The sequence below is a fragment of the Desulfofundulus thermosubterraneus DSM 16057 genome (assembly GCF_900142025.1).
Lineage (GTDB): Bacteria > Bacillota > Desulfotomaculia > Desulfotomaculales > Desulfovirgulaceae > Desulfofundulus > Desulfofundulus thermosubterraneus.
In genome coordinates this window covers 106,999-129,520 of sequence record NZ_FQZM01000004.1, presented here as the reverse complement: position 1 = coordinate 129,520, position 22,522 = coordinate 106,999, and the positions used below count along the sequence as shown (strand labels likewise).

General features: G+C 56.8%; 21 protein-coding genes and 1 other annotated feature. Of the genes, 14 read left to right on the top strand and 7 right to left on the bottom strand.

Annotated features, from left to right (window positions below):
* Nucleotides 1–3 precede the first annotated feature (3 nt).
* Nucleotides 4–999 carry an ARPP-1 family domain-containing protein gene (locus BUA65_RS01930; RefSeq protein WP_242656204.1) on the bottom strand — a complete coding sequence of 332 codons (996 nt, stop codon included), beginning with the start codon at nucleotides 997–999 and terminating at the stop codon, nucleotides 4–6.
* Between the two features lie 122 nt (nucleotides 1,000–1,121).
* On the opposite strand from BUA65_RS01930, the gene BUA65_RS01925 reads away from it, so the two are divergent.
* Nucleotides 1,122–1,367 carry a hypothetical protein gene (locus tag BUA65_RS01925; RefSeq protein ID WP_084061972.1) on the top strand — a complete coding sequence of 82 codons (246 nt, stop codon included), beginning with the start codon at nucleotides 1,122–1,124 and terminating at the stop codon, nucleotides 1,365–1,367.
* On the opposite strand, the gene BUA65_RS01920 is transcribed toward BUA65_RS01925, so the two are convergent.
* Nucleotides 1,342–2,508 (bottom strand): hypothetical protein, encoded by a 1,167-nt coding sequence (locus tag BUA65_RS01920; protein ID WP_072867073.1) that lies wholly within the window; start codon nucleotides 2,506–2,508, stop codon nucleotides 1,342–1,344. The genes BUA65_RS01925 and BUA65_RS01920 overlap by 26 nt on opposite strands.
* Nucleotides 2,509–2,667: 159 nt before the next feature.
* On the opposite strand from BUA65_RS01920, the gene BUA65_RS01915 reads away from it, so the two are divergent.
* From BUA65_RS01915 to BUA65_RS01905, 3 genes are all read left to right on the top strand, one after another.
* Nucleotides 2,668–3,009 (top strand): phage holin family protein, encoded by a 342-nt coding sequence (locus tag BUA65_RS01915; protein ID WP_072867072.1) that lies wholly within the window; start codon nucleotides 2,668–2,670, stop codon nucleotides 3,007–3,009.
* Nucleotides 3,010–3,146: 137 nt separating this feature from the next.
* Nucleotides 3,147–3,620: a bifunctional nuclease family protein gene (locus BUA65_RS01910; protein WP_072867071.1), complete on the top strand. Its 474-nt coding sequence runs from the start codon at nucleotides 3,147–3,149 to the stop codon at nucleotides 3,618–3,620.
* Nucleotides 3,621–3,781: 161 nt separating this feature from the next.
* Nucleotides 3,782–3,976 carry a hypothetical protein gene (locus tag BUA65_RS01905; RefSeq protein WP_072867070.1) on the top strand — a complete coding sequence of 65 codons (195 nt, stop codon included), beginning with the start codon at nucleotides 3,782–3,784 and terminating at the stop codon, nucleotides 3,974–3,976.
* Nucleotides 3,977–4,015: 39 nt separating this feature from the next.
* Here BUA65_RS01905 and pheA read toward each other — a convergent pair whose 3' ends face one another.
* The 4 genes from pheA to BUA65_RS01880 form a co-directional block, all read right to left on the bottom strand.
* A complete protein-coding gene (pheA, locus tag BUA65_RS01900) occupies nucleotides 4,016–5,281 on the bottom strand; it encodes a prephenate dehydratase (RefSeq protein ID WP_072867069.1) in 1,266 nt (421 codons plus the stop codon).
* An 18-nt stretch (nucleotides 5,282–5,299) separates the two neighbouring features.
* Nucleotides 5,300–6,313 carry a 3-deoxy-7-phosphoheptulonate synthase gene (gene aroF, locus BUA65_RS01895; RefSeq protein WP_072867068.1) on the bottom strand — a complete coding sequence of 338 codons (1,014 nt, stop codon included), beginning with the start codon at nucleotides 6,311–6,313 and terminating at the stop codon, nucleotides 5,300–5,302.
* Nucleotides 6,314–6,489: 176 nt separating this feature from the next.
* Nucleotides 6,490–6,766: a binding site (T-box leader), on the bottom strand.
* Between the two features lie 68 nt (nucleotides 6,767–6,834).
* Nucleotides 6,835–8,061 (bottom strand): radical SAM protein, encoded by a 1,227-nt coding sequence (locus BUA65_RS01885; RefSeq protein WP_072867066.1) that lies wholly within the window; start codon nucleotides 8,059–8,061, stop codon nucleotides 6,835–6,837.
* A gap of 241 nt (nucleotides 8,062–8,302) precedes the next feature.
* Nucleotides 8,303–9,469 (bottom strand): CaiB/BaiF CoA transferase family protein, encoded by a 1,167-nt coding sequence (locus tag BUA65_RS01880; protein WP_242656203.1) that lies wholly within the window; start codon nucleotides 9,467–9,469, stop codon nucleotides 8,303–8,305.
* 116 nt (nucleotides 9,470–9,585) lie between these two features.
* Between BUA65_RS01880 and BUA65_RS01875 the strand changes: the two genes are divergently transcribed.
* The 10 genes from BUA65_RS01875 (at nucleotide 9,586) to BUA65_RS18125 (ending at nucleotide 22,189) form a co-directional block, all read left to right on the top strand.
* Entirely contained in the window at nucleotides 9,586–11,691 is a 2,106-nt protein-coding gene (locus tag BUA65_RS01875; protein ID WP_072867065.1) for an acetate--CoA ligase family protein, read from the top strand.
* 23 nt (nucleotides 11,692–11,714) lie between these two features.
* Nucleotides 11,715–12,500, top strand: a complete 786-nt coding sequence (locus tag BUA65_RS01870) for an alpha/beta hydrolase (protein WP_072867064.1) — start codon at nucleotides 11,715–11,717, stop codon at nucleotides 12,498–12,500.
* Nucleotides 12,501–12,517: 17 nt separating this feature from the next.
* Nucleotides 12,518–14,671 carry a hydantoinase/oxoprolinase family protein gene (locus BUA65_RS01865; protein WP_084061971.1) on the top strand — a complete coding sequence of 718 codons (2,154 nt, stop codon included), beginning with the start codon at nucleotides 12,518–12,520 and terminating at the stop codon, nucleotides 14,669–14,671.
* Nucleotides 14,672–16,501, top strand: coding sequence for a hydantoinase B/oxoprolinase family protein (locus BUA65_RS01860; RefSeq protein ID WP_072867063.1), 1,830 nt, complete (start codon nucleotides 14,672–14,674; stop codon nucleotides 16,499–16,501).
* Nucleotides 16,502–16,825: 324 nt separating this feature from the next.
* Entirely contained in the window at nucleotides 16,826–17,128 is a 303-nt protein-coding gene (locus BUA65_RS01855) for a zinc-ribbon domain containing protein (RefSeq protein WP_072867062.1), read from the top strand.
* Between the two features lie 192 nt (nucleotides 17,129–17,320).
* A complete protein-coding gene (gene lgt / locus BUA65_RS01850; protein ID WP_072867061.1) occupies nucleotides 17,321–18,100 on the top strand; it encodes a prolipoprotein diacylglyceryl transferase in 780 nt (259 codons plus the stop codon).
* 250 nt (nucleotides 18,101–18,350) lie between these two features.
* Complete coding sequence (locus BUA65_RS01845; protein ID WP_072867060.1) at nucleotides 18,351–20,621, top strand: FtsK/SpoIIIE family DNA translocase; 2,271 nt, start codon at nucleotides 18,351–18,353, stop codon at nucleotides 20,619–20,621.
* A 127-nt stretch (nucleotides 20,622–20,748) separates the two neighbouring features.
* Nucleotides 20,749–20,886 (top strand): hypothetical protein, encoded by a 138-nt coding sequence (locus tag BUA65_RS18130; protein WP_165613173.1) that lies wholly within the window; start codon nucleotides 20,749–20,751, stop codon nucleotides 20,884–20,886.
* A 206-nt stretch (nucleotides 20,887–21,092) separates the two neighbouring features.
* Nucleotides 21,093–21,941, top strand: coding sequence for a Gmad2 immunoglobulin-like domain-containing protein (locus tag BUA65_RS01840; protein WP_072867091.1), 849 nt, complete (start codon nucleotides 21,093–21,095; stop codon nucleotides 21,939–21,941).
* Nucleotides 21,942–22,027: 86 nt separating this feature from the next.
* Nucleotides 22,028–22,189 carry a hypothetical protein gene (locus BUA65_RS18125; RefSeq protein WP_165613172.1) on the top strand — a complete coding sequence of 54 codons (162 nt, stop codon included), beginning with the start codon at nucleotides 22,028–22,030 and terminating at the stop codon, nucleotides 22,187–22,189.
* Here BUA65_RS18125 and BUA65_RS01835 read toward each other — a convergent pair.
* A complete protein-coding gene (locus BUA65_RS01835; RefSeq protein ID WP_072867059.1) occupies nucleotides 22,179–22,439 on the bottom strand; it encodes a hypothetical protein in 261 nt (86 codons plus the stop codon). The genes BUA65_RS18125 and BUA65_RS01835 overlap by 11 nt on opposite strands.
* Nucleotides 22,440–22,522: the final 83 nt, after the last annotated feature.

Sequence of the window (22,522 nt, the reverse complement as noted above, 5' to 3'; positions counted from 1 at the left end):
CCTCTACAGTCGAGCCCTTCGTCTCCTGCTCGGCCTGCTCAGCGGGCCGCTTCTCCTCTCCGTCTCCCGGTCCTCCCTGGCAAAGATAGCCAGGTGGATCACCCTGCCGTCCAGGGCCAGACAGGAGCCGACCAGTCCTTCAGCTTTTATGCGCAGGTCTTCGCCCAGCCCCACGGAAGGATAACGCGCCACCCGGGCGGCAGCGATTTTTTCCAGCAGTTGCTCCGCGGCGCTATTTTCAGGCTCCTTTTTGTCCCGGCCGGCCTGCTCCAGGGCGTCCAGAGCGTAGCTTTCGATCATTTTTGTGTACAGCTTGTGCAGAGTAACCGGGCTGTCGAAGGCGTCGAGGCAAACGAAGCACCCGTTGATAAAAACAGCCGCACCAACCTGCCCCTCCAGGGGCGAAAAGGCCGCACAGTATTTTTTCAATTTCTCCTCATGGCTTTCGTATACCCTGTTAACCGCCCCGGTGGGGGACTCCGCTCCCATTTCCCTCTGTTTGCGCTCAACCTCATCCCAGATGGCGCTCTGGTCTGCGCTAAAAGCCCTAAACGCGTGGAGGCTCTCGGCAACCTGCGCAGATTTCTGGGCACGCAGGCGCGCGTAGGAGAAGCGCCGGCTATCCGTGAACTTCTCGGCGACGTACCGCCAGCGGCCCTGCTCCACGCAGCTGACCGGGATTTTCAGGGCTATATGGGCGGCCACCAGGATGCTGGCGTTCACTACCCGGTTCTGCTTCGCCCCGGTAAGGATCTCTCCGTCCATGAGGAGGACGGGGAGATCGCTTTTGTTGATCACCAGGACTTCATTCACGCTCCCGGCCTCGCTTACCTCCCGCACCTCGATCAGGCCATGCGCCAGGGCTTCGTCCAGCAAAAGGTAGCCGGGTTCCTGAAACTGCGTCCCGATCAGCGGGAAGACAGTCAGGTTCTCGAATGCCTGGGGTTCACCAACCCGCAAAGTTTGCAGGAAATTTACCAAAACTGTCACGCCCACCATCTCCTTAAAATTTACTTAACCCAATTGTACCGGGTGGTCGTGACATATCTCTGTCAATCAAATTGACATCTGCACCATACATAGACAAGGCTATAATGGAAAAGCTAACATGGGAGGTATAAATGGAGATGGCGGATATCACCATTCATCTGGAACCGGTTATTAATGAATGGGGAATAGCACGGCTGCAATCCGCTTTAAACGACCTGGGCGAAGATGATGAGCTCAATATCGTTATGGAAACCGCAGATGCTCATCAGGCAGACCAGGTTACGGAAATCCTGGAGGCAGCAGGTTTTGACTACCACCCCCGGGGCAGCCATGACGGCAGGCTCTATCATATCATTGCCCGTCGCAAGGTAAAGTAGCTGGAGAATTCAATTCTTTCCACCTTTGTAGCTCTTGCGGGGTTTCCCGGGGCCGGCCCTGCCAGAGGACAAAGGACAGCAAAACCAAAAGGGTACCACAGACCAGGGGAAAATACTGGACCGGGCCGGCCAGGAAACCCCGGCCAGCAGCTATAGCCGCACCGTAGAAACCCAGCCCGGGGATCATCACCCCGTAGTTGCCGGCGCCCAGCTCCATCAGCATGCCGGCAAGGGCTAAAAGCCCGGCCAGCCATGCAAGCCACGGTAGCAAATCCAGCAGGGGGGCCACAATTTCCCCGGCTGCCCCCAGGAAAATGAAGTATCGCCCGTAATGAGCCGACCGCACAAACCAGGCATACTTTTCCATGTTCAGGGCATAGAAATCACCCAGGAGAAAAAATACCTCCCGCCAAGCCTTTAATTTCTGCCGCCAGTTAAGCGTCGGAGTGATTACCGGCAGGGAATCCAGGGGGTGTTTTCGCTCGGGGTAAAGGTAGCCCAAAAGTTCAGGCACCAGGGCCAGGCCCAGAGCGGCAACTCCCACCGTCCATTGCCCGGCCACAAGGTGGATATCACCGCCCAGTAACACTGGCAGGTACACCGCGGTCAAATAGGTTACGGCAAAGAGCAGGCTGTGCAGCAGGCGCCAGGAGGACGCCCAAAGGGGCAACAGGCAAAGCCAGAGCATGGGAGTGATCATCACCCCCACATCACCGACCCCGGCACCCCGCACGAAAAGACCCGTAACAAGGGCCCAGCCCAAAGTAGTGACCCAGGCACGGGGTGAATGGTAATAAGTGGCAAAGAAATGTACCCCGGAAAAAAGGCGGTATGCCGCAAAAACGGCAACGACCAGCATTATAGCTACCAGTGCTTTCCCAAAGATGAATTGACCGCTCACCCCGAAGATTGCCGCCGCGGCGGCCACAGCCCCCAGGCAGAAGCCTGAAAAAAAGTAAGCCTGCCGGACGCGTCCCACCCGCCAGGAGGTATAGAACCCCAGGAGCAGGAATACCAACGAGTGATAAAAACTCTGCCCGGTCAACACCGCCGGGACGGCTATGGCCGCCCCTTCCAGAAGAGACGCGGCAGGCAAACCGGCCTCACCGGGCCGACTAGAAACTTCTTTTCGGGTAGACACACACCCACCCCCATTAATCATATGCTATTCGACAGGTGGGTTTCAATTCCTGCTCTGGCAAGGGGGGCGCCATTACTGCCAACACTGGGACGGAACTTTTAAGCCTGTCAGCAGGAACCGGGCCAGAAACGGCGAAGAATTTTTACCGGAGGATTTTTTATGCGCTGGCTTGCCACCATCTGCCTCAACGGGCTGGCTCTACTGTTAATTGATTTAATTGTACCGGGGTTTCGTATCGCAGGCATCGGGCCGGCGGTACTGGCAGCCTTTGTCCTGGGTCTGGTAAATACTTTTGTGCGGCCGGTGCTGTTATTCCTCACCCTGCCGTTAACGATCATCACCCTGGGCCTGTTTATCTTTGTCGTCAATGCTCTAACCTTTATCATAACCGCCTGGCTGGTACCCGGCTTTCACGTTTACAGCTTTGGCGGTGCCTTCTGGGGGGCTCTCCTGACCAGTACGGCAGGCTGGTTGATCAACCTTTTTCTGGAGCGGGGCTAGAATCCCGGGTGGACAATACAGCTGATGCAGCAATTACCCACCCAGATATTTTAAAGTTGATGAATTAATGATAAAATAACAATAAGTCCCGAGCAGGTTGGGCGGTTCACCCGGGCAAGTGTACGGAGGTGGGAGCGGTGATCCGTGTCAATGTGAAGGGAATTGCCTATGATATGTCGGGCAATCCCATTATCCTGCTGACCGATCAGGAGGAAGAAAGGGTATTACCCATCTGGGTGGGATTGCTGGAAGCCCACTCCATTGCCGTAGCCTTAGGGCACATAGCCGTGCCCCGTCCCTTAACCCATGATCTGTTTAAATCCGCCTGCGAAGCTATGGGCGCCCGTATTGCGCAGGTTGTCATTACCGACCTGAAAGACAGTACCTTCTACGCGGAGGTTCACCTGGCACTACCGGAACACGGACTGGTGCTGGACGCCCGTCCCAGCGACGCGGTGGCCCTGGCTCTGCGGGCGGCGGCACCGGTATACGTAACCGACAAACTCACGGAGCATATGCTTTTAGTAAAGGATCTTTTCGATGAGGAAACAAGGGCTGAACTGGAAAAGATCTTTGAGCTTACTAAAGAATATAAAAAGTCCCTTCACTAACGCATGAATCCATAACTAAAGAAAAACCAGTAAAACCCTTCTGTACCGCTAAGAAGGGTTTTTTTACTTTCTTTTACCCATGCCGCGGGAGATTAGGGATTATAGGACAGGGCAAAATAACATTAAAGCAAGCATGAAACAGTCAAAAAAGGAGGTGCCCCATGACCGGCAACGGTTACAAAAGACCCGAAACCATTGCGGACCTCCACCGCCCGCCGGGAATCCCTCAACCAAGGGAAATTAAATCCCAAAAGGCACAGCTGGAAAGCGTCCACCGTCATGGAACCAGCAAGGCGGTAAAATGGCAGATGTCCTATAAAACAGGACGGAGGGAAAGAAAACCGGAAATCGGGTAGCAGTGTCTCCATTTTCAAGTGGCCGGGGGAAACCCGGCCTTAAAAGTCACCGGCAGGCGGGGTGCAGGCGGCCTGGACCTGTCCCTGCTGTTCCCTTTGCAGGTGTACGGCATGCTGGATGATCAAACGATATACTTTTTCCACCATCGCCGGGTCCACCCCTTTTAGCTGGGCCAGGCGGCGCACCCAGGCCAGCACCCGGGACTCCCGGTGGGGATCGCGCACCGGGTAAAAGCCCGCCTTTAATTTCCCTATCCGGGCTGCCAGGGCGCTGCGCCGGGCCAGCAGGGACACTATTTGTGCATCCACCCCGTCAATGGCCTCCCGCAACCTTTCAATTTCCTCCCATTGGACCGGGGATCGGGATACCGCCTCCCCGGTGAACCCGGCCTCCACCGTTGAGCTGCTGGGGATGCCGCCAGCAGGCCGCTTTACTTTATCGACCGGGACGGCAGTGTACTCAAGCCCGCTCAAGTCCGCGGGGTAGGAACCGAGCACCCTCAGCTCTGCCCGGGAAGCCACTGCTTCTAAAGCTTCCTGTACCTGTTTATCATGCCGGTGGCCTACTAGATCAATGAAAAACAGGTACTCCCCCAAACGGCGCCTGGAGGGACGGGACTCTATACGCGTCAGGTTGATCCCCCTTGCGGCAAACTCTCCCAGCACCTCGTACAGGGCTCCGGGGCGGTGGGCCACGGAAACAATAAGGGTTGTTTTGCAGTCTGGCGCCCACCCGCCGTCCTCACGGCCGACCACGATAAACCGGGTGGCGTTGCCGGAGCAATCATTGATTTTTTCCACCAGCACTTCCAGCCCGTACTCCCGGGCAGCCGTTACGGGGCCAATGGCTGCCCAGGGAGCACCGGTGGAAGCCACCAGGTGCACGGCAGCGGCCGTGCTGGCGGTTTCCACCACTTGAGCTCCGGGCAGGTGTCTGGAGATGAACTCCCGGCACTGGGCCAGGGCATGGGGATGGGAAAGCACCCTTTCAATCGTCTTTAGCGGTACTCCCGGCGGAGCCATAAGGCAGTGGACCACCGGCAGGATGATCTCCCCTTTAATGCGTAAGTCCGGGAAAGTATGGGCCAGCAGGTCCTGAGTCTGGTTAACCGCCCCTTCACTGGAGTTCTCCAGCGGCACCACCGCTTCGGTCACTTCTCCCTGCACCACCGCCGCAAGCACTTCGTATATGGACGGCAGGGCTACCATTTGGACATCCCCTGCCGGCTGCCGGGCCAGGTATTGCCGCACCGCCAGTTCCGAAAAGGTACCACATGGGCCAAGGTAACCAATTTTTTTGTCCATGGCTCTTGCTCCTTTCTTTCAAGCCGCCCGCCCCACGGCAGCAGCCACCGCCCGCAATTCCTCCATCAGGGAAACAAACTGCGACGGAGTCAGGGACTGGGGACCGTCACAAAGGGCCTGTGTGGGCTCGGGGTGCACTTCAATCAGCAAACCATCGGCACCGGCAGCCACCGCCGCCCTGGCCATGGGGCCCACCAGCCGGCGGTCCCCCGTGGCATGGCTGGGATCCACAATCACCGGCAGGTGACTTAAGGACTTCACCAGCGGTACGGCACTCAAGTCCAGGGTGTTGCGGGTGGAATGCTCAAAGGTACGGATACCCCGCTCGCAAAGGACTATCTGCCCGTTACCTTCGGACATGATGTACTCCGCCGCCATCAGCCACTCTTCTACTGTAGCCGACAGGCCGCGTTTGAGCAGCACCGGCTTGCCCGAGCGGCCGACCATCTGCAGGAGGCGGAAATTCTGCATGTTCCTGGCCCCCACCTGGAGCATATCAACGTACTCAACGGCCAGTTCCAGACTGTGCTCATCCACCACTTCGGTAACTGTGGCCAGGCCGGTCTGGCGGGCCGCTTCCGCCAGCAGTTTTAAGCCCTTTTCCCCCAGCCCCTGGAAGCTGTAGGGGGAAGTACGGGGTTTGAAAGCGCCGCCGCGTAAAATAGCCGCACCGGCCTGCTGCACCATGTGGGCTGCTGCAAGCAACTGATCCCGGCTTTCCACGGCACAGGGTCCGGCAATGACCGCCAGCTGGCTGCCACCAATGGCCACGTGCCCTACCTGAACAACGGTGTTTTCCTCCCTGGCTTCCCGGCTGACCAGCTTGTAAGGCTTCATGATCGGCACGACCCTCTCCACCCCCGGCATGGTTTCAAGTCCCAGGGAATTAAGTACGCGCCGGTCGCCTACGGCACCAATGACAATCCGCCTGACCCCATAAATGGGGTGAGCAGAAAAACCACACTCCTCAAGACGCATAATTACCGCCTCGACCTGCTCGGCGGAAGCCCGCCCGTCCATAACTACTACCATTTATTAATCCCTCCATTCATGGTTTTAAAAAATAAAAGCCGCCGCTTTCATCCCTGGGGACGAAAGCGGCGGACTTCCGCGGTACCACCCCAATTGGCCGGAAAAACCCGGCCCCCTCGATCAGGGTACGGGAAAAACCCCCTGCAGCAACGGGAAAAATAAAAGCTTCTCGCACCTTTAGGGACGAGAAGCATACTGCTTTCCGCGTTACCACCCTACTTGACCGCAAAAACGGCCCACCTCAACACAGGGTACGGGAATGTGTCTTTCCGATACCCCCTTCCCGGTAACGTGGGAAGACTACGGCACGGCCTACTTGCCCGCGGTAACGGGTTTCAGCCTGCATCTCCGGGGAGAACTTCAACCGGTCATGTTCTGAAGGCGCTTCCAGTCGCCGACGCCTCCTCCCTGGAGAACTGTTTCCGGCCTACTTTTCCCCTTCATCGACTTTAGGGATATTTATGCCTTAATTATAAAAGAAAAACTCCAGCAGCGCAAGGGGTTGGTTGTCTCTTGTGAGTTTAAATAAAAGCCGGCTTGATGGCATCCAGCACCTTTTGCACTTTTACCGGTGCGTCGGGGCTTTGCCCGTTCACCGCATCCCATGCCGCCTCCACATCGGCAGCCAGGTCCCGGTTCAAATGGCCGGCAATGTACAGGTAAGAGGACAGGCGGCGTTCCAGCTGGATCTTGAGCCTTTCATGAAGGGGTTTTTGCAGGTAATCATAAATGGTTTTTAAAATGGCCGGTTTATCGCCGGGCAACTGTCCTTCTACTTCCCATAAGAGGTTGCACATCTGGTCACTGGCCAGGTAGGCATGGCAGTCCAGGTGCTCCACGAACAGGGCAATTTCTTCCACCACTTCATCTTCCGTGAGCGGTTCAAATTCCCCGGCCAACATCCTGTCATAAAGGGGCGTACCCCGGCGGGGAACGAGGGTTCTCAGGCGGATAAAATCCGGGTCAATTTCATTTAAAACCCGGGCTGATTCCAGGGCATGTCTTTTTGACCATTTTTTCCCACCCAGGCCGGGCATGTAATACTCGCTTAACGTGATGCCGGCTTCCCTGGTTTTCTTGCCGGCCAGAATGTGTTCTACCGCCGTGGTTCCTTTCTGGATATAGGCCAGCACCTCGTCGCACCCGGATTCAAGTCCGATATGCAGCCGGGAAAGGCCGGCCTCACGCAGCCGCTTCAGGTCTTCCAGCGGCTTTCGAGCAATGGTCTTGGATCTGGCGTAAGAGGTTATGCGTTCAATGGTGGGGAAAGTTTCCTTTAAGTAGCGCAGGATTTCCACCAGGTCGGCCGTCCTGATTTGCGGTGCGTTGGCGTCCTGGAGAAAGACGGTCCTGGCCCCGGAGGAAAGCCAGTGGACAACGTTGGCCAGGCTTTCCAACCGCCGCTCCACAGTTCCGGGATCGTTGTAAGCCCTGCTGTAGAGGGCGGGGTTTGCGTTAATGAAGGCGGTTACCACTTCGTGCCTTATGTAGCCCCGGAAGCCCAGCCGCCAGGAAGTAGCCTTGATTTCCTCAGCCAGCGCTTTAACCGTATCGATGTCGGCTTTAATCTCTTCAATACTCCGCAGGCTGTAGGTTTTGTTCTTGTAGGTGCGGCAAAACTCGCAGCGGTTCCAGGGACAGTTTCTGGTGACCCGAAGGAGCAGCGAGCGGTCTTTGCCCTCGCTGGGGGGCCTTATGGGCCCCATTTCGTGGTATCCTTTACCGTGCTGCAGGATTGCAGTTAACATAGTTTTCCACCGCCTTTAGGCAATAACCCTTTTTTAATCCTAAATTTTGAACATAGCACTTGCCTGCCGCTTGCACGCGCTCTCCGGTTAGCCTCGCAGGCCAAAACTACACAGCACTCAACCCAGCACTCAACAGACTTAAAAGTGATTGTGTTTAGCCGATCATCTTTCGAAGTCTGTTGAGTGCTGGACGGCCATTTTTCATATCCTCTGCTGGTGACGCTGAATGCGCCATAGGTACCTACCCCACGACCCCTGCAGACTTCAAAGCTTCAATGTCCTCCTCCCGGTAGCCCAGGCGGCGCAGGATCTCCGCCGTATGCTCCCCCGCCCCCGGAGCGGGGAAATCGGCTTTTACCTCCACGCCCTGCAACTTGAGGGGCTGGGCAACCGTGGTTATGCTCCCTTCCCTGGTGGGAAGCTCCATAAATAAATTCCTGGCCTTAATCTGGGGATGCTCCGGCACCTCGCTAACATCCAGAACGGGCTCGATACAGGTGTCAACCGTACCAAATAGTTCCATGATTTCAGCGCGCGTTTTACTGCTGAAAAACTCCTGCACCGCCTGCCGTGCCTCTTCGTCCTCCCTGTGTTGCAGGGGCAGCAGGTCCGGCCGCCCGGCAACGCTACAAAAAGTCTCCCAGAACTTGGCCTCGAGATTGCCCACACTGACATAGCGCCCGTCCCTGGTGGTGTAAACGTTGTAACAAGCCCGGCCCCCGTTCAGTTTTTCCGTGCCGCGGTGGGGCTCGCCGGCTCCCGCCAGATACTGGGTGAGGTACAGGGTCATCCATGATACTACTATATCAGTTAAAGCCACATCTACGTAAGCGCCACGGCCGGTCATAAGGCTTTTGACGCAGGCCGCCAGGATGCCCACCACCGCCATCAACCCGCCGCTCAGGTCGGCCACCTGCACGCCGGGTAGGACAGGCGGGCCCGCCCGGTGGCCGGTTAAACCGAGGGCACCGGCCAGGGCCATATAGTTGATGTCATGGCCCGGCCGCCGGCTGTAAGGGCCATCCTGACCGTAACCGCTTAAGGCGCAGTAAACCAGCCGCGGGTTCTCGGAAGATAAAGTTTCATAGCCCAAACCCAGCCGTTCCATTACCCCCGGCCTGAAGCTCTCGATCACCACGTTAAATTCCCGTACCAAACGCAGAAATACTTCCCGCCCCTGTGGCGCCTTAAGGTTCAAGCGCATGGACTTTTTATTTCGGTTGATAGCGTGAAACCATACACTCTCCCGCCCCAACCGGGGCCCCATTTCCCGCATGTAGTCTCCCGCGCCCGGATCCTCGATCTTGAGCACCTCCGCACCCAGGTCCGCCAGGATCATGGTGGCATAGGGCCCGGGCAGCAGCCGCGTTAAATCCAGAACCTTCATATTCTCCAAAACCTGGTACAACAGTCCTCCCTCCTGGCATATTTTACAGAAATTATACCAGGATAGTGACTAATGTGGTAAGATTTAGATTAGCTGAAACAGCCGCAGCCCGAACAAAGGAGGAATTTTATAAATCTATGGAAAGCCTTATTCCCTTCTTTCACCCCCGGTCCGTAGCTCTCATTGGTGTTTCCACCAAAACGGGCCTGCAAGCCTTTAACATACTGGAGCAGGTGCTCGCCGGCGGCTACCGGGGGCGTATTTACCCCGTTAACCCTAAAGGAGGAACCCTGTTAGGCCTGCCGGTTTACCGCACGGTCAGTGAAATCCCCGAAACACCCGACCTGGCCGTAATCTCCACCCCCCGTACGGCCGTACCGGATGTGGTCAGGGAATGCACGGCCAGAGGCATTAAAGCCATAATTATAATTTCCCAGGGGTTTGCCGACGCCGATGAATGGGGGAAACAAACGCAACAGGAATTGCTGGAAACCATCCGGGATACCGGAACCCGCATTGTGGGGCCAAACACCATCGGTGTCATTAACCTTTTTGAAAACCTGAATACCTCTTTCATTGGCTTCCTGCGGCAAAAGGCCGGTACGGCCATGATCTGCCAGTCGGGCATCTTTTTGCTGGGTGCGGCTGATTTTACCGGCGGCATTGGTTTGGGAGTGGATATCGGCAATGCGGCCGATGTAAGTTTTACCGAAAGCCTGGCCTACCTGGGACAACAACCCCAGGTGAAGGTTATTAACCTGCACATGGAAGGGATTCAAGACGGGCGCCAGTTCATGGAAGTGGCCCGCTCGGTAAGCAGGGTCAAACCCGTGCTCTGTCTTAAAACCGGCTGCAGCGAAGCGGGGGCTCGGGCCGCCAGCTCCCACAGCGGTTCCCTGGCCGGTGAGGATCACGTCTTTAGCGCAGCTTTTAAACAATGCGGGATTATCAGAGTGCGGGACGTGGAGGAAATGCGCTACTTGAACAAAACCTTCCTCACTTACTCCTCCATGCCCGGGCGGCGCGTAGCCGTGGTGACCATCAGCGGCGGGGCGGGCATCATGGCCGTGGATGCCTGCAGTGCCTGCGGCCTGGAAGTAGCCCGTTTCAGCGAAAAAACCAGGCAAAAACTGGCCGCCGTTTTCCCCGGCTGGATGGAGGTAAATAACCCGGCAGACATCTGGCTGGCGGGTATGGCCAGGGGATACCTGGACATCCTGGAACTGGCCCTGGATACAATACTGGACGATCCGGGCGTGGATGCGGTTCTGGTGATCAGCCCGGCTTATCTGGATCCTGAAGAAGACCCGCGCCTGGACATTTCCCCCACGATCAACCGGATGGCTTCCCGGTACCCGGAAAAACCCCTGGCCCTGTGGATTTTTGGCGGTTACCGCCCGGAACTGGCGGCCAGGATGGAAAACGAAAACCGGGTGGTGGTCTATCCATCCCCGGAACGGGCCATGACCTCTTTAGCGACTTTATACCGTTACCTGCACGAAATTAAAAGCCGCAACCCTTTATCCCCACCGGTCTTTTCCGGCATCCAGGGGGAACGCATTGAGGCTATCCTTGAAACAGCCAGGCAGGAAGGACTTAAAACGATTAACGAAAATGCCCTGGAGATTCTACGGGCGGCCGGTATTCCGGTCCTTCCCTCCCAAGTGGCGCAAAACGCCGGGGACGCCGTAAAAATAGCGGAATCCCAGGGCTACCCGGTGGTAATGAAAATTGTCAGCCCGCAGATCTCCCATAAATCGGACGTGGGCGGAGTAAGGGTTAATTTGAACGATGCCCGGGCGGTAGCAAAAGCCTACAACGAACTTATGGAAACAGTTTCGGCCCGGGCACCCCATGCGGCCATTAAAGGAGTGCTCATCCAGCCCTATAGACCCGGTGGAGTGGAGGTGCTCCTAGGCTGCAAGCGTGATCCCTCCTTTGGACCGGTTCTGGTCTTTGGCCTGGGGGGAATTTATACAGAGCTGTTCCGGGACGTTTCCTTTGCCGTCGCGCCAATAAACCGGGAAGAAGCCCTGGACATGATCAGGGAAACCAAATCCTACCGCCTACTCCAGGGGTACCGGGGACAGCCCCCGGCAGACATGGACGCCCTGGTGGAATGCCTCCTGCGCCTCAGCCAGCTGGTCATACAATGGCCCGAAATTGTGGAAATGGACATCAACCCCCTTCTGGTCGGCCCGCAGGGCGCGGTGGCCGTAGACGCCCGCATAACTATGGGATAAATAGAAAGGAGTAAAAAGAACAGGTGATCAAGGCCGATAATAATAACTGGAAAAAGGTTGCTTTCCGGAACTCCCGGGGGTTAGCCCTGGCCGGCCTGTTGTACGGCACTCCGGAGGAAACAGGTGATATTGTCATTAATTGCCACGGCTTCACGGGCAGCAAGGAAGGAGGTGGGCGGGCCCTGGAGCTGGGTGCCGAACTGGGCCAGCGTGGCTGGTCCACCTTGGTCTTTGATTTTGCGGGCAATGGTGAAAGCGAGGGAGACTTCGCGAATATTACCCTCTCGGGACAGATCGACGACCTTACCTGCGCCGTGGAATGGGTGCTCAAACAGGGGTATAAGCGGGTGGTTACCGTGGGGCGCAGTTTCGGCGGTTCCACGGTCATATGCCAGGGAGCCCGGGATCCCCGGGTGGCTGGGGTGTGCACCTGGGCCGCCCCGGCCAGGTTAATGGATCTTTTTACCTCGTTTACCGGTGAACCCGTTGACAGCCCGGAAGAAATGGTGACCATGGCAGGAGAAAACGGCATTATCTACTTGAAGAAAGCGTTTTTCCAGGACCTGAAGCTTTATGATGTTCCGCAAGAAGCGGCGCGTCTGGCGCCACGGCCCCTTTTAATCATCCACGGTACCAGAGATGGCGTCGTTCCGCCCACGGATGCCCGCCTCATCTTTGAGGCAGCCCGTGAACCCCGGGAACTGGTCTGGATTGAGGAAGGGGATCACCAGTTCGCCAAACATTATCATCAGGTCTGGAAAACCCTGTTCGGCTGGCTGGACAGGCATTTTAAAAGGCCGGCCCCCTGAAGCGAGGAGTGTAAAAATTGTTCGGAAAAAAAGTGCTTATGCTCAAAGGAAAGAAAAACCCTTCCCCGAGCCGGAACGGTAGGGAAACAAGCCCCACCTACCGGGCCGCCGTGGATACAGGCGGGACTTTTACCGATATATGCCTGTTAAGGGAAGATACCGGAGAGATGTTTATATCCAAGGTTCCCTCCACTCCATCTGACCCTGACCGGGCCGTACTGGACGGCCTGGCCGGAGCAGCAGCTGCAGCCGGACTTGACCCGGCGGGATTAAAACTGCTCCTTCATGGCACCACCGTGGCCACCAACGCTCTCCTGGAAGGCAAGGGTACACCGGTTGCCCTCCTGGTTACCCGGGGCTTTAAGGACCTTTTGTTCATCGGGAGGCAGAACCGGCCGGCCCTTTACGATTTCTGGGCGGTTAAGCCCCGCCCCCTCGTCCCCCGCCGCCTCACCTTTGAGGTAACGGAACGGATCACGGCAGACGGCCAGGTATACCTTCCCCTGGATGAAGGGGAAGTGGAGGCCATTGTGAAAGAAATCCGCGGGGCCGGGGTATTTTCTATTGCCGTAAGCTTTCTACACTCCTATGCCAACCCCCGGCACGAACAAAAGGTTCGGGATATCATTGCCCGGCTTTATCCCGACGTCCGGGTGACCCTTTCTTCCGATATCCTGCCCGAATTCAGGGAATACGAACGCACCAGTACAACTGTCATCAACGCCCTGGTGCAACCCCGCATAGCCGCTTATGTAGCCCGCCTGAAGGAAGGTTTAAAGGGCTTCACCCGCCCGGGGATGCAAAGCAGACGGCCACCCGGTTTGTTCATCATGCAGTCCAGCGGGGGCATGCTGACAGCGGAGCAGGCCATGCGGGAAAGCGCCCGCACCGTTCTTTCCGGGCCCGCCGGCGGGGTTTTAGCCGGGTTATTTCTGGCCCGCCAGACCGGCCGCCCCAATGTAATTACGGCCGACATGGGCGGTACCAGCATGGATATCTGCCTGATTAAGGGAGAGCAGCTGCGCCACACCACGGAGGGTACCATTGGCGGTTACCCCATGAGCCTCCCCATGCTGGACATCCATACCATCGGGGCGGGTGGGGGCAGTATTGGCTGGGTGGACGGAGGTGGAGCCCTGAGGGTGGGACCCGCCAGCGCCGGGGCCGCCCCCGGCCCGGCCTGCTACGGCCTGGGGGGAACCGAGCCTACGGTTACCGACGCCAACCTGGTACTGGGGCGCATCAGCTCCACCCGGAGCTTAAACCCCGCGCTTACCCTACAACCCGCGCTGGCCCGGCAATCCCTGGAGGAGAAGATTGCCCGCCCCTTAAAACTTTCCGTTGAAGAAGCCGCGGCGGGCATGATCCGGGTGGTAAATGCTGCCATGGCCCGGGCCATGCGGGTTGTTTCCGTCCAGCGCGGCCATGATCCCCGGGATTTCACCCTGGTGGTCTTCGGCGGGGCCGGGCCGCTGCACGCCGTGGAACTGGCCCGGGAGCTGAACGTTCCCTATGTCCTCATTCCCCGCTACCCCGGGGTCACCTCCGCCCTGGGTATGCTCCATGCCGACGTGCGCCGCGATTACGTACGCACGGCACTGTTGCTTTTAAACGACACGGAGCCGGACCAACTGGCGGATCTTTACACCCCTCTCGAAGAAAAAGGCCGCCGTGAGCTGGAACAGGAGGGATTTTCCCCCGGGGAGATCATCATTGCCCGCCAGGCCGATTTACGCTACAGGGGCCAGTCCTATACCCTGACCCTGCCAGTACCCGCCGGTCAACTGGGCACGGAGGATCTGGCCATTTTAAGGCGCAGCTTTCACCTGCTTCACCGGCAGGAATACGGGTTTTGCCGCGAAAAAGCCCCTGTAGAAGTGGTCAACCTGCGGCTGGTGGCCCTGGGCAGCCTGCCCCGCCCTCCCGTACCCACCCCCGGAAAAAAGAAGGGTTCAAGGGCGGTGGCCGAACCGCTGGAAGAGCGGCCGGTGTATTTTGATGATTGCTTCTTATCCACACCGGTTTACCGCCGCAACGACCTGGAAACGGACATGAGCCTGAAGGGACCAGCGGTAATTGAGCAATCCGACACCACCACCCTGGTATGGCCCGGAACGTCCGTACGGGTAGACCAGTGGGGCAATCTCATCATCCATGTGGGGGGAAGATAGATGTCCCAATTAGATATAGACCCCGTACAACTGGAAGTAACCCGCCACGCCCTGCAATCGGTAGCCGAGGAAATGGGCGCCACCCTTACCAGGACGGCCCTTTCCCCCAATATCAAAGACCGCCGCGACTGCTCCACCGCCATCTATACCGCCGATGGCCGGCTGGTGGCCCAGGCGGAACACATTCCCCTGCATCTGGGCCTCATGCCTGCGGTGGTGCAAGCGGTATTGCGGGAATACCCCCTGGCAAAACTTGAGGAGGGTGATGCAGTTATCATCAACGATCCTTACATCAGCGGCTCCCACCTGCCTGACATCTGCGTGATCAGCCCGGTCTTTTACCGGAACAGGCCCCTGGCCCTGGTGGCCAATCTCGCCCACCATGTGGATGTGGGAGGTGCAGTTCCGGGCAGCATGTCCACCACAGCCACGGAAATTTTCCAGGAGGGTATCCGTATCCCACCGGTTAAAATCCGCAGGCGGGGGAAAGTCAACCGGGAGCTTTTAAAACTGGTCTCCCACAACCTGCGGACCGCCAGGGAGTTTCATGGCGATATCCAGGCCCAGCTCACGGCCAACGACCGGGGGATAAAAAGGCTTATGGAACTGGCGGAGCGCTACGGAGCAAATGCCTTGAAGGAGCATATGGAACAAATCATCAGCTACACCCACCGGCGGCTGCTTGCCGCCTTAGAAATAATACCTCCGGGCACTTACGAGTTTGAAGACTTCCTGGAAAGTGATGGCCTGGAACAAAATCCCATCAATATCCGGGTAGCCATTACCCGGCACGACAAGGGGCTTACGGTAGACTTTAGCGGCACCCACCCCCAGGTAAGGGGACCGGTCAATGCCACCAGAGGGGTGACCCTGGCCTGTGTGTACTATGTAGTAAAAGCAGTGGTGGACCCCGATTTGCCTTCCAGTGATGGCCTCAACCGGGCTGTGGAGGTAGTTACACCCGAAGGCAGTCTGGTAAATCCCGTCTTCCCCGCCCCGGTAGCCCACGCCAACATTAATACGGCCCAGCGCATTGCCGACGTGCTCCTGGGTGCCCTGGCCCGGGCGGTGCCAGAGCGGGTAACGGCAGCGGGAACGGGAAGCATGAGCAATTTCACCGTGGGCGGCGTCGACCCCACCACCGGCACCTACTATTCCTACGTGGAAACATACGGCGGCGGCCAGGGAGCAAAACACAACCAGGACGGGATGGACGGAGTACACGTGCATATGACCAACACCCGCAACACACCGGTGGAAGTAATCGAGCAATCCTACCCGCTCAGGGTGGACCGCTATGCCCTGGTTCCCGATTCGGGCGGGGCCGGAAAGCACCGGGGCGGTCTGGGCATGATGCGGGAAATCACGGTCTTGAGGGGAGATGCCACAGTAGCGGTAAGCACTGAACGGGCCGAATTGCCGCCCTGGGGCCTGGCGGGTGGATTGCCGGGACAGCAGGCCAAGGTCAGGGTGGTCTGGCCGGCAAATTCAACCCTTGCAAACTCGGGTTTAGGCGGGGGCCCTACCGGACGTCTGCCAGAGGCAGCAACAGTAGGAACAGAAACGAACGGGATACAGGAATCCAAAGGAGGGAAATTCACCTGTCGGGTACCGGCGGGAACCACCATTATGCTGCAAACCGCCGGCGGGGGTGGTTACGGTAACCCCCTGGAACGGGATCCGGAGCTGGTTCGGCAGGATGTGCTGGAGGGTCTGGTCAGTTGGCGGGCGGCAAAAGAAACGTATGGGGTCATATTAAGCGCGGATCTCGAGGTAGATTACCCGGCCACCATCCAGCAGAGGGAAAAACTACGCCAAAAGGGCATTTAAAAACTCACTGCAACCAGAGTTCTTTGGCAGATGATTGCTGGCCATGCGCAGTTTTACTCCCTACGCCGGTACCCGGAGTCGGTGAGTGAGTGCTGGAAACAAAGCGAGCGCGTGCAAAACGGCAGGCGAGTACAGAGCTACCTGCTGAATCTTAATACGAACTTGGACTGCCCCCCTATGGACAGCAAAGAAGCGTTATGATATAATCTTACAAAGTCAAACTGGTTGGTGGTCACCGGCAAATACTCTTCTCCTGGATTAGGGAGCGGGTAGTTTGTGTTTGGGCCCCTGAACCAGTAAGTCCCTGAAAGGAGAGGAGTATTTGTGTCTTACGAGGACAAAGTGCTTACCTGCCGTGACTGCGGCGCCGATTTCATCTTCACCGCCGGAGAGCAAGCCTTTTATGCCGAGAAAGGCTTGATGAACGAACCCACCCGCTGCCGGGACTGCCGCCGCCGGCGCAAACAGCGCAACGACGGTAGCGCCGCGGGAATGGAACGGCAGATGTACGACACCTTCTGCTCTACCTGCGGTGCACCCACCCAGGTGCCCTTTAAGCCTACCGGTCGCAAGCCGGTTTACTGCCGGGAATGCATGGCAGTAAACCGCCGGGCAAGCTTCCGGTAAATTTACTACCGCAGCTCACTACCCTGCCTGGCTACAGGTGGGGTTATTTTTTTGAGGCGCTTGCTTTCCCAGTGACAAACACCAGGCGGCTGGTTCGCCAGCGGGTCAACTGGTGTAGCGCGGTACTGGTTTTTCAGGTTGACTACCGGTATAATAATTGGAGAGGCGGGAAAATATTTACGAGGTGATTCAATGATCGACCCTGTAGCCATCCAGATCGGCCCGTTGCAGATCCGCTGGTACGGCATCATTATGGCCACGGCCTTTTTAACTGGCATTTTTTTGGCTTTGCGCCGGGCGGGGCAAAACCGGATGGACCCCAATCACATTTTAAATATGGTTACGTTGATTATCCCGGCGGCCATCATTGGTGCCCGTATATATTACGTTATTTTTGAATGGTCAAGCTACCAGCATAACCCCTGGGAAGCCCTGGCCATCTGGCATGGCGGGCTCGCCATCCATGGCGGTCTGCTCGGGGGCACCCTGGCGGGGGTATGGTATGCCCGCCGGCATAAACTGTCCGTCCCATTGCTGGCCGACATCTTGGCCCCCAGTGTCATCCTGGGCCAGGCCATCGGCCGCTGGGGCAACTTCATCAACCAGGAAGCCCACGGTGGTCCCGTATCCCCGGAGTTTATGGCTTACTTCCCGGACTTTATTCGCCGGCAAATGTTTATCGAAGGCCAGTATTACCACCCCACCTTTTTATATGAATCGCTGTGGAATCTGGCGGTGTTTGCCTCCCTGATGTGGTACTGGCCCAGGAAACGCTTCACCGGAGAGGTAGCCCTTTTATACTTGGGTCTCTACTCGGTAGGACGCTTCTTCATCGAAGGTTTGCGCACCGACAGCCTGATGCTGGGACCCGTTCGGGTAGCCCAGCTGGTCAGCCTTCTCCTGATCGGGCTGGCCGTGATAGGAATATGGTACGGGCGGGCAAAAACCAAAACCAATATACCCCGGCGGTGAAACATGCCCCTACCACATCACCAGCCGGCCCAATCTTTAACTTAACAGACGCCCATGACGCTTTCAAAAACTATTTTTTAGACGCAGCTACGCCTGTCAAGCATTGCTGCGTTTTATTATTTTACGGCCTCCAGCCCTGGTTACCAAGGCAAACTTGCCTCTTTGTCCACTTTATGGTAAGCTCAAAATATGATGAGAACGGGCACCTTTTGTCACGCCCCGGTCGTTTTACTCGCAAGGAGGGGAACTTGTGGCCAAACCCTGGTTGAAGGAGCTTAAATTTGAGCTTTACGGGCTGGCCATCATAACCCTGGCCCTGTTAGGCATGGCCAGCCTGTTTACCCCGGCGGCAGGAACGGTAGGGCACTTTCTTGCCCGGAGTTTGACGATCACTGCCGGAAGCGGCCGTTACCTGCTGCCCGTAGCCCTGTTTTGTTTCGGAATAAAAGTTATGCGCGAGCGAAAGGTCAACGGGATGACCTCCCGTGCCTGGGGCCTGTTAATATTGCTGATCAGCACCCTTACCTTTTTGCACCTGTTTATACCGCCGGACCATTTCTTTCGTGCCGCCTGGCAGGGACAGGGCGGCGGCTTGGTGGGAGCCGCCTTCAGCTATTTACTGCATCTGTGTTTTGGCGTTGCCGGAAGCTATATTTTGCTGGCTTTTCTCAGTATAACCGGCCTCGTCTTGCTCACCGGCCAGTCCCCGGCCAGGCTTTTGGGCATTATAGTTCAGGCCGTACGCAACACGTTCCAGCACCTGGGGAAGCGTTTGTCCGATTTTCTCTTTGAAGAGGTGGAACAGGCAGACACCCGCAAACAAGCCGGTTCCCCCGCCCTTCCCGAAAAAAAGGACAACCTTCCCCTGCCGCAGCCAACTGCCCCGGCCGGTGAGACGGAAACACAGGAACAAGGCCACCAAAACCGCCGGCAGCAAAAGGAACGGCGCAAGCAAAACGCCCGGGAGCAGGACGGAATGGAATTAACGGAGACGGAGGTAGCCCCTTGCGCGCTGGCGGACGGGCGTCCTTACCGGCTCCCTCCAAGCGGTCTTTTGGCTAAACCCAAACCCCGGGATAATTCCATTTTAGAGCGGGAGATTGCCGAGAAAAAACAGATTCTTGAAGAAACCCTAGCCAGTTTTAATATTCAGGCCCGGGTGACCCAGGTATCCGTAGGACCGGCCATTACCCGGTATGAAATCCAGCCCCCGGCTGGCATTAAAGTCAGCCGCATTGTGGGCCTGGCCGACGACATAGCCCTGGCCATGGCAGCTCCCGGGGTGCGCATTGAAGCACCCATTCCGGGCAAGGCAGCCGTGGGCATCGAGGTGCCCAACCGGGAAATAGCCACCGTACAGCTGCGGGAATTGCTGGAAAGCAGGGAGTTCACGGAAAGCCCCTCCCGCCTTACCGTAGTTTTGGGCCGCGATATTGCCGGGGCACCCGTCATCGCGGACCTGGGTAAAATGCCCCACCTGCTGGTAGCCGGCGCTACCGGTTCCGGGAAAAGTGTGTGCATTAACACCTTAATTGCCAGCATTCTATTCAAGGCTACTCCCGATGAAGTTAAATTTTTAATGATCGACCCCAAAATGGTGGAATTGACTACTTACAACGGCATTCCCCATCTGGTATCCCCGGTGGTTACCGACGCCAAAAAGGCAGCCGGGGTTTTACGCTGGGCAGTCAAGGAGATGGAGCGGCGTTATGAGCTTTTTGCCCGCACGGGGGTAAGGGATATCAAACGTTACAATGAGCTGTTCTGGGCAGCCGGGAAAAAGTCCCCTGCCAACACCGCCTCATCTATGGACGAACCAACAGCCGCAACGGCACAGGCGGAAGGCCCCCTGCCCTTTGTTGTGATCATCATTGATGAATTGGCCGACCTGATGATGGTCGCCCCGGCCGACGTGGAGGATTCCATCTGCCGGCTGGCCCAAATGGCCCGTGCGGCGGGGCTTCACCTGGTCGTAGCCACCCAGCGTCCCTCGGTGGATGTGATCACCGGCTTAATCAAGGCCAATATTCCCTCCCGCATCTCCTTTGCTGTCTCCTCCCAGATGGATTCCCGGACTATCCTGGACATGGGGGGGGCAGAGAAACTGCTGGGCAAAGGAGACATGCTCTTCTTCCCGGTGGGGGCTCCTAAACCCATGCGCGTGCAGGGAGCCTACCTGTCGGATCAGGAGGTGGAAAACCTCACTTCCTTCCTGAGGGAACAGGCTCAACCGGTATATGACCAGCGGGTAATGGAAGAACCGCCGGTGGAGGAGGAGGAAGAGGCCAGGATGGAGGAAGAGGATGAACTGCTTCCCCAGGCAGTAAAAATACTTATTGAAAACGGCAATGCATCCATTTCCATGCTGCAAAGAAGGCTGCATATCGGTTATGCCCGGGCCGCCCGGTTGATCGACATCATGGAGCAACGGGGTATCGTGGGCAAATTCGAGGGGAGCAAGCCCCGGGCCATTTTAATGACCATGGAACAATATCAACAAATGTTCGGCCGCACTGGTTGACTTCTCATCCTGCCGGTGATACATTTTTAGTAACAGTGAAAACCAACGGTGAAAACCGGGTACGGCAGTGGAATACGCGATAAAAACGCCATAGAGGTTGGAAGAAAACATAAGGGGGCGGGATTTTATGGTTGACTGGACGGCATTTTATGCAGGTATGGCTATAGTTCTTGGCGTGGGCGTTTTGGCGGCTATATTTGCCGGGCCAATCAGTCGGGTAATGGAAAAGGTCGAAGAAAAAGCCAGCGGGCATCACAGTCATTAAACAATAATAAAGCATCAGGAAGCGGCCGGTGTACCCCGTGGATGTTGGCGAAGGGAACTCCGGTCGTTTTATCATTTTAGATAGCCGGGTGCGCAGCCGGGCAGGATTGCGGGTGACAAAGCACGAGTTTCAGTGGTATACTTAGATAAAGGCAGCAAGCAATGACAGGAAGTGGGGTATGACAGGTGCAAGTAATCAGGAAATCCATGGGGAAAGTCCCGATCCTGGTTTTAAGCTTTTTCATTTTATTGCTGTTTGCATCCAGCTGTACCTGGTCCAGGCAGCAAGCTCCAGCAAATGATTTGCCGGCCCCCACCCCGCCCCAGTCCCTACTTCTGGCTGTGTATTATGTAAAATCTACGGGCCAGGAAAGCTATTTGGTACGGGAAGTCCACAAGGTTCCCCCGGCGAAGGATCCGGCTTTGAAAGCAGTACAGGAATTAATTTCGGCTGAGCCATCTACCCCGGGAGCCATACGTATTTTACCCCCTAACACCAAGGTCCTGGGGGTAACGGTAAAGGACGGTCTGGCCACAGTCAATTTCTCCAGGGAGGTACTGGAACACCCCAGTGCAGGTGCCGAAGGGGAAGCCCTGGGCATCCAAAGCGTGGTCAACACTTTAACTGAGTTCCCGGAAATCCGCCAGGTATCGTTCCAGGTGGAAGGCAAGGTGGATGAGCGCACCCGGGACTGGTGGGGCCACGTGGGTTTATATGATCAACCTTTCCGCAGGGATTTGTCCAGGGTTTATGAACCGGCCATTTGGGTCACCCACCCCACACCGGATCAGGTAGTTGGTGTACCGCTACTGGTCAAGGGCAGCGCCAGAGTTTACGAAGGAACGGTCAACGCCAGGCTACTGGACAGCCAGGGCAAGGTTTTGGTCAGCGCATATGCCACCGCCACCAAGGCTGCCCCCGAACGGGGAGACTTTGAAATGCGACTCAACTTTACCCCCCCGCAGGACGGAAAGGGCACCCTGGAAGTTTTCTCCATCAGCGCCAAGGACGGCAGCATTGAAAACAAGGTAACCATACCTGTGCGCTGGCCTTAAAGTATCCTTGCGAGTAAATGTTTCAGCAAAGGCGTCCCTGAGGATAGAAAAAGGGCTAAAACAAGAAGGAAAGCGGAGGTAGCAAGATGACTAAAGAAAAAAACAAACCCGGTAGCGTTGAAACATCCCAGGGGGAATCCATTGAACATCTCGTGAAGCGAGTGAAAAAGGAACTGCTCTGGGTCTTAGCCAGCAGCGTCGTTGCCTTCGGGCTGGGCCTTGTGGCCGGAAATTTAATCAAGTTCTAGTGTTAATCAGCCAGAGGAGCACGGCAAAAGCAATAAGCACCATACGCAGGACACTTACTGCCCTGCCGGTCACCACTCCTTTCATCTTTAACCATTCCGCCAAAGCGCAGGGTAAAACCAGTGCTCCAAAAATAAACCGGGCTACCGGCGCAAAAGCAGGATAACCGAGGGTAAAAACCCACAAAATCAGCGCCCAGGCCATAATGGCCAGAGCAAGCTTTGCAGGGCCGGGCAAATTACGGAAGGACACTGATTACACCTCATTCCATACTATATGCTATTACCTGGATTCCCCTTTTTTACGGAATTTCCTTCTCCTCTTTCCCCGCCCCC